Here is a 7,407-nt window from a genome sequence, read left to right on the forward strand (position 1 = left end):
CGCCAAGGACCTCCAGGGCTTGAAATAAGCCCCGTGCGGCCCGGCTCACGCCATCGAGAGGCTAACGGTTCGATGCTTTCCCTCGGCGCCATTGCTAACAAAGTCTTCGGCTCATCAAACGATCGCAAGCTGAAGAAATATGACCCGGTCGTAGCGAAGATTAATGCACTTGAGCCTGAGGTCTCCGCCCTCTCCGACGAGGCTCTACGTGCGCGCACCGATGAATTCCGCCAACGCCTTGTCGATGGCGAAACGCTCGATGATATCCTGCCGGAAGCCTTCGCGACGGTCCGGGAGGCTGCCAAACGGACATTGGGTCAGCGGCATTTTGACGTTCAGCTCATCGGCGGCATGGTCCTTCACGAGGGCCGTATCGCGGAAATGAAGACCGGCGAAGGCAAGACCCTTGTTGCGACCCTGCCCGTTTATCTGAATGCGTTGACAGGAAACGGGGTGCATGTCGTCACGGTGAACGACTATTTGGCAAAGCGCGACGCATCCTGGATGGGCCAAGTCTACACTTTCCTTGGTCTTACCGTCGGCACGATCGAGCACGAACTGGATGACGAGCAGCGCAAAGCACAATACGCCTGTGACGTCACATACGGCACAAACAACGAGTACGGCTTCGACTATCTGCGCGACAATATGAAGTATCTCGAATCCGAGATGGTTCAGCGCGGACACGTCTTCGCCATCGTTGACGAAGTGGACTCCATTTTGATCGACGAGGCGCGGACCCCTTTGATCATCTCAGGCCCGCTCGACGACCGGTCCGACTTTTATAACACCATCGATGTCTTCATTCCGAAGCTCAAGGACGAAGACTACGAGCTCGATGAAAAGAGCCGACAAGTGTCGCTCACAGAGGAAGGCAACGAGCACATAGAGCAGCTGCTTATCGAAGCCGACCTCTTGAAAGGCGACTCTCTCTACGACGTCGAGAATGTCAGCGTGGTGCACCACGTCCAACAGGCGCTGCGCGCCCACAAAGTGTTCCAGCGCGACCGCGACTACATCGTCAAGAATGGCGAAGTCGTTCTGATCGATGAGTTCACAGGACGCATGATGTCAGGGCGCCGCTTCTCTGAGGGTTTGCACCAGGCGCTGGAGGCTAAGGAACACGTAGAGATCCAGCCGGAGAACCAGACCTTCGCGACGATTACGTTCCAGAACTATTTCCGCCTCTACGAAAAACTCGCCGGGATGACCGGAACGGCCCTAACGGAAGCTGATGAGTTCATGGACATCTACGGTCTCGACGTAGTCGAGGTTCCGACCAATCGACCCATGGCGCGAAAGGACGAGGACGACGAGGTCTACCGAACGGCCAATGAGAAATATAACGCCATTATCGAGCTGATCCGGGACGCTCAGCAACGCGGTCAACCCATGCTCGTCGGTACGACTTCGATTGAGAAGTCTGAAATCCTCTCGGACCTGCTGAAGAAGCGCAAGGTTGCTCACAATGTGCTCAACGCCCGCTATCATGAGCAGGAAGCCCACATCGTCGCGCAAGCAGGAGTGCCAGGCGCGGTCACGATCGCGACGAATATGGCCGGGCGCGGAACCGACATTCAGCTCGGCGGCAACTTGGACATGCGGCTTGAAGATTGGTTGGCCGATCAAACCAAAAAAGGCAGGGAGCCGACGCCGGAGGAAGTAGAGGCAAAGCGCTCTGAGATCGACGCAGATATTCATGAGAAGAAACAGAAGGCTCTCGAGGCCGGCGGTTTGTACGTTGTTGGGACTGAGCGCCACGAGAGCCGCCGCATCGACAATCAGCTCCGCGGCCGGTCGGGCCGACAGGGCGACCCGGGTGCTTCACGTTTCTTTTTGTCCCTTGAAGACGATCTAATGCGCATCTTCGGCTCCGATCGTATGGACGGGATGTTGCAAGCGCTCGGACTGAAAGAGGGCGAGGCTATTGTTCATTCCTGGATCAACAAAGCCCTGGAGAAAGCGCAAGGCAAGGTCGAGGCGCGCAATTTCGACATCCGCAAGAATGTCGTGAAATTCGACAATGTGATGAACGATCAGCGGAAGGCAATCTTCGAGCAGCGCCGCGAACTCCTGGCAGACGAGGATCTCGCCGAGACCGTCGCCGAGATGCGCCGCCAAGTCGTCGACGATATGGTTGGCGCAGCGATGCCGGAGAAGTCTTATCCGGAGCAGTGGGATATCGATGGACTGAAGCAAAAGGTTAGTGATGTCTTTGGCCTAGACGTGCCCGTTGACGAGTGGGCGGATGAGGAAGGCATTGCCGAGGTCGAGATCCATGAGAGGCTGATCAAGGAGACCGACGAGGCCGCTGCCAGAAAGGCAGCGATGTTCGGCGCCGATACGATGCGTCAACTTGAGCGCGCAGTGCTACTCCAGACTCTTGATGGCTTGTGGCGCGAACACCTCGTGACACTCGAACATTTGCGCCAGGTTATCGGCCTACGGGGCTATGGCCAGCGTGATCCGTTGAACGAGTTCAAGAGTGAGAGCTTTACGCTGTTCGAGCAAATGCTTGCGCGCCTGCGTGAAGCGGTTACCGGGCAAATCATGCACGCTGACATCGCCCAGCAAGACGAGACGCCGTCCTTGGAAGTTACCGAACTTCCGCCGATGGAAGCACACCATATCGACCCGACAACGGGAGAAGACGAATTCGCACTAGAAGGCGCAGAGGTAGCGCCGGCGCCGGGCGGTACCGCGCCCTTGCGGACCCGCAAGCCGGCGGCCGTTGCCCTTGACCCGTCAGATCCTTCGACCTGGGGCAAGGTTCAGCGCAATGCGCCCTGCCCTTGTGGATCTGGGAAGAAATACAAGCACTGTCACGGGTCCTTTTAGAGAACCTTGCGCCGTTGCTTTAAGCGGGCGATCGGCTTCCGGATGGGCCGCTGAGAGCTAAAGCGGCGTTCGACCCGCGACTTCCTTGGGGCAACGCTCCTCGACGGCACTGTCTACCGTAGAAGCTTCGCCCGGCTCGAAGACGTAACGCCCTTCGCAGACACTTACCTTGGGTGGTACGCCCTCTTGAGCAAAGAGATCGTGGCCCGTTTTCAGATTGTCCCAAAAGGGCGCCCACTTATCGCCTGAGCGAAGCCGCATGTTCCGCTCGGTCATACGAAATGGAAAAGCATGAACGGGAATGCGAGCTTGACCATTGTCGAGCGCGCCTGCGACGAACGCCCAGATTTCGTCCACCACGCGGTCGGTAACCGCATAGCAACCGATCGATGCACAGCCGCCATGCACCATGAGAAACGAACCTGTACGATCCTTGCTACGGTCGTACACGTTCGGAAAGCCCAGATTGAACGAAAGATGTTCGATGCTGTTGGGATTCAGCGCATCCTTCGCGACCGTGTAGAAACCCTCCGGCGCCTGCCGATCGCCCTCCTTCAGCTTTGGTCCAAGACGGCCCGACCACATGCATATCGGGTAGGTGGCAAAGCGTTCGAAGCGCGCGCCCTTTTGCACCCATAGTTCGATCTCAGACTCGAGCTTGTAGATACGAATATGCACGGGCATGCCGGGCTCAACGCCTGCCTCTTCCATTCGGGCGGCGAACCGCGTCAGGTCGGGCGTTCCAGGGATGGGCCGGCCGGCACGGAAATGTCCTCGATACTCCTTGCGATCCCAGTTGATCGTTATGCGATCGACGAGCTGCCGCCCCTCGGTGGTGAACAGGTAGTACGTTCCACCGACAAGCGCAGCAAGAAGGATCGAACCGAAAAGGAAGCGAAACACCGTCAGCCCTCTCGCAGGGGATCAAGCCGCCAACCAAAAGCGACGAGCGCCAGCTAGATCGAAAAAAACGGCCACAGCATGGTCATTGGTCGGAGCAAAGTCTCCGAGCTTGCAACCGTCACATCTACCGCTGATACGATCCCGTCCGGGCGATCTTTTCCTTATCATCAGCCCCAGACCCAGCTGGCGCATTAAGATCGGGCGTTGCCGGTCCCAGCGTCATCACCCTGTAGACTTGCGAGCTTCCACCGGCGCGCAGATTGATGTCGCTTCCAAGTGGCTTCGCGAGTGTCGCCTGTACCGTTTTGGGCCGTTCCCGCTTGGGTTTGAAGGCAATGGCTGGCAACTTCTCATATCGCGGACATGCTCTCCTCGGGTCCGGATACTTCCCGCCGGGGAACGCTGCATTGAACACATATCGCTTCCCGCACACGGCGACTTTAGGCTCAAGCCGCGTCAGCTCGAAATAGTCGAAGCCTTCTTTCAAGTTGATCCAGAAATCGAACCACTCGCTACTTGTTTGCTCGGCAAGGTTGGCATTCGTCATGCGAAACGGAAAGGCGTGGACTTGGAACTTCTCCTGTCCGCCTGCAAAGGCTTCGAGAACGAGGGCGTAGATCTCTTCCATAACGGCGTCCGTCATGGCGTAGCAGCCCCGCGACTTGCACTCTCCGTGCACCATGAGATTGGCGCCGGTCCGTTTTAGCGACCTGTCGAATGCGTTGGGGTAGCCGATATTGAATGCCAGATGATAGCGGCTCTTTGGGTTAAGCCGACTCTTGTCGACAACATAGAAACCCTCCGGGGCCTGCAGGTCTCCCTGCTTCTCTTTTGGCCCAAGCTCCCCCGAGAACTTGCAGATTGGGTAGGTCTTAAGGTGGTAGTAGTGACCGTCATCCTTCTGCTTCCAGACCTCAAGTTCGGCCTCAGACTTGAAGACTCGGATGAGGATCGGCTGAGAGGGGGTCATGCCTTTGTCAGCTAACAGGGCGCGCGTCGTCCCCGATAGCGGCCGCATATGTGGGGGGTAATAATCTGTGCAGCCGGAAAGAACCGCCGCTGAAACGGCCGCACAGGCCCAGAGCGTGGCCTTGAAGACGCAATCACGACGCATTCGGCGAACCCTCCTGCACCCCCCTGGCGAGCTCAATTCGCAACGAAAAGCGAGGAGCTCTCCAGCGCCAAGTCCGGCTGTCCCCTCCACCCGAACAAATTGACACTACAAGATATTCGAACAGCAGTTGGACAAAAAAGAGTCTTTGCGGCGATGATCAACATGCGTCGGACCCTTGCCTGGCATGTCAATTCCCCTAGGCGCGAGGTGCCTTCCGCTGGTTTCCGTTACGCCTCGCGCCCCATTGCCAAGAACTTTTCACGGCGTTCTTTTCGGATCTGGTCTGGAGTGTAGTCGTCAAACGACGCAATGGCATTCACAACGACATCACCTGCCGTTTGCAACACGCTTTGTGGATCCCTGTGCGCCCCGCCCACGGGTTCCGGGATAATCCCGTCGACAATACCGAAGTCCTGCAGGTCCTGGGCCGTGATCTTCATATTGGTGGCCGCATCCTGAGCCCGAGCTGAGTCCCGCCAAAGTATCGATGCGGCTGCCTCTGGCGACGCCACTGTGTAGATCGAATGCTCAAGCATGAAGAGGCGGTTCGCAGTGGCCAAAGCTACGGCGCCACCCGACCCGCCTTCCCCAATTATCAAAGAAACAATGGGGACACCAAGCCTCATACAGCACTCCGTGCTCCGAGCGATCGCCTCCGCCTGACCACGCTCCTCGGCCCCGATGCCTGGGTAGGCCCCAGCTGTATCGACGAAGCTCACCACAGGCAGCGAGAACCGATCAGCCATTTCCATAAGCCGCACCGCTTTACGGTAGCCTTCGGGACGCGCCATGCCAAAGTTGTGCTTGATACGGCCCTCTGTATCGGACCCCTTCTCGTGGCCTATGACCATGACGGACCGGCCCGCCAGGCGGCCGATGCCGCCTATGATTGCCTCGTCCTCGGCGAAGTAGCGATCTCCGGCCATGGGGGTGAAATCGCGCACCAGATCCTGGACATAGTGGGTGAAGTGTGGCCGCTCCGGATGGCGCGCGACCTGCGTCTTCTGCCAAGGCGTCAGCGCGGCGTACGTTTCCTCAAGGGCTTCGCGCGCCTTGGTTTCGAGCCGCGACAACTCATCGCTGATTGGTACGGAATCGTCGTCCGCTGCAAGGGCCTTCAGCTCGGCGACCTTGCTCTCAAGTTCCGCAATGGGTTTTTCAAAATCGAGATATGTGCGCATGCAGCCTGACTAAACCCTTAGGACCCCCAAACAGCCCAATTTCAGGGCATTCTTAAGACAAACAAAGCAATCCGGAAGTTGTTTTTAGTGGCCTCGAGGCCGTGTCGTGTCAACCGGGCCGCATTGCCCTCCAGCCGCTAAGGTTTAGCGCTGCTTCGTCAATCTTACCTTGGCTAGCGGATGGTGCTCCTCCACAAGGCGACGCAAACGCTCCTCGATCACATGCGTGTAGATTTGCGTTGTCGAAATATCGGCATGCCCCAGGAGTTGCTGAACGGTCCGCAGATCGGCCCCTCGCTCCAAGAGGTGGCTGGCAAATGCGTGACGTAAGACGTGCGGGGAGACCGTCGCGGGATCGAGCCCCGCAGCCAGGGCCGCCGCCTTAAGTTCCTGGCCAAAGCGTTGACGGGTGATGTGCTGCGCGCCATCGCCCGAGGGGAACAGGAATGCGGACGCCTTGAGGGCCTCTTCCTGTGCCAAGAGCGCGAGATACGCAGATAGAGCCTCACGGGCCGCCCGGTTGAGCGGCACAAGACGCTCGCGGCCACCTTTGCCCGTGATCGTGAGGACCCTATCGTCTACCGCCAGCACGTTACGTGGCAAACCCACAAGCTCCGAGACTCGCAAGCCGGAGGCGTATAGCGTCTCTAGAAGCGCGTTGAGGCGATAGGCTCGCAAGCGTGCGGCGCCTTCCAAATTGGCGGCGCAAGCCTTCTTCGCCGCTTGAATCAAGGCATCGACTTCGGCCAAGGACAGGACCTTCGGCAGGGGCCTTCCACGCCGCGGACTGTCAATGGCTGACGTCGGATCGTCCTTTCGAACGCCCTCGGCCAACAAGAACCTGAAGAATTGTCGGATGGCCGAGAGCTTGCGGGAACGCGATGTTGGCGCAAGTCCGTCCGCAGCCAAGACCTCAAGGTAGGCCCGCACATGGTCGGCAGTCGCCATCGCAGCCTCGGTCTTTTTGCCGGCAAGAAAAGCCAGAAAGTCGGCAAGGTCGCGGGTGTAAGCGTCTATCGTGTGTGAGGCGGCGCCCCGTTCCGCCATCAGCATTTCGATGAAAAGCGACAATTCCGAAGAGGAAGCGCGTGTCAGCGATGGGGTCGTGCGAGCCATGCTTGCCCCCTTCACCGCAGTGGGGCTTTGGGCCAGGCGGGGCTATTGGGCCCGGTGGCTTGGGGGCGGCGCGATAGAAGGTTCCTGCGCTGTGGCCGCCGTCGGCGACACGGCCCGCGGCTCGGCCTTGAGGTTGCGCAAGGCTTTCGTGATTTCTTTTGGTTCTGGCTGAAAATATTCAGCAAGCACATAGAGACTTCCAGCGACAACGCCGACAATCGTCCCTAAAACCGCGAGGAAACGAAACAATGTTGG

At 58.5% G+C, this 7,407-nt stretch carries 6 protein-coding genes; 1 reads left to right on the forward strand and 5 read right to left on the reverse strand.

Going from position 1 to position 7,407, the window contains the following annotated elements; translation table 11 throughout:
* The first annotated feature begins 72 nt into the window (after positions 1–72).
* Entirely contained in the window at positions 73–2,838 is a 2,766-nt protein-coding gene (gene secA / locus AC33YF_RS06770; RefSeq protein WP_491776439.1) for a preprotein translocase subunit SecA, read from the forward strand.
* Between the two features lie 57 nt (positions 2,839–2,895).
* Here the strand turns inward: secA and AC33YF_RS06775 are convergent, their stop codons facing one another.
* From AC33YF_RS06775 to AC33YF_RS06795, 5 genes are all read right to left on the reverse strand, one after another.
* Positions 2,896–3,741: a L,D-transpeptidase family protein gene (locus tag AC33YF_RS06775; protein ID WP_491776440.1), complete on the reverse strand. Its 846-nt coding sequence runs from the start codon at positions 3,739–3,741 to the stop codon at positions 2,896–2,898.
* 124 nt (positions 3,742–3,865) lie between these two features.
* On the reverse strand, positions 3,866–4,711 hold the full coding sequence (locus AC33YF_RS06780) for a L,D-transpeptidase family protein (protein WP_491776441.1): 846 nt from the start codon (positions 4,709–4,711) through the stop codon (positions 3,866–3,868).
* A gap of 371 nt (positions 4,712–5,082) precedes the next feature.
* Positions 5,083–6,036 carry an acetyl-CoA carboxylase carboxyltransferase subunit alpha gene (locus tag AC33YF_RS06785; protein WP_491776442.1) on the reverse strand — a complete coding sequence of 318 codons (954 nt, stop codon included), beginning with the start codon at positions 6,034–6,036 and terminating at the stop codon, positions 5,083–5,085.
* A 144-nt stretch (positions 6,037–6,180) separates the two neighbouring features.
* Positions 6,181–7,131, reverse strand: coding sequence for a site-specific tyrosine recombinase XerD (gene xerD / locus AC33YF_RS06790; RefSeq protein ID WP_491776445.1), 951 nt, complete (start codon positions 7,129–7,131; stop codon positions 6,181–6,183).
* Positions 7,132–7,194: 63 nt separating this feature from the next.
* Positions 7,195–7,407, reverse strand: a 213-nt coding sequence (locus tag AC33YF_RS06795) for a hypothetical protein (protein WP_491776443.1), incomplete at its 5' end; no start/stop codon positions are given.

The sequence above is a fragment of the Methyloceanibacter sp. genome, assembly GCF_058506495.1.

Coding starts and splice junctions, on each gene's coding strand:
- secA (WP_491776439.1), top strand. CDS start 73: ATGCTTTCCCTCGGCGCCATTGCTAACAAAGTCTTCGGCTCATCAAAC.
- AC33YF_RS06780 (WP_491776441.1), bottom strand. CDS start 4,711: ATGACCCCCTCTCAGCCGATCCTCATCCGAGTCTTCAAGTCTGAGGCC.
- AC33YF_RS06785 (WP_491776442.1), bottom strand. CDS start 6,036: ATGCGCACATATCTCGATTTTGAAAAACCCATTGCGGAACTTGAGAGC.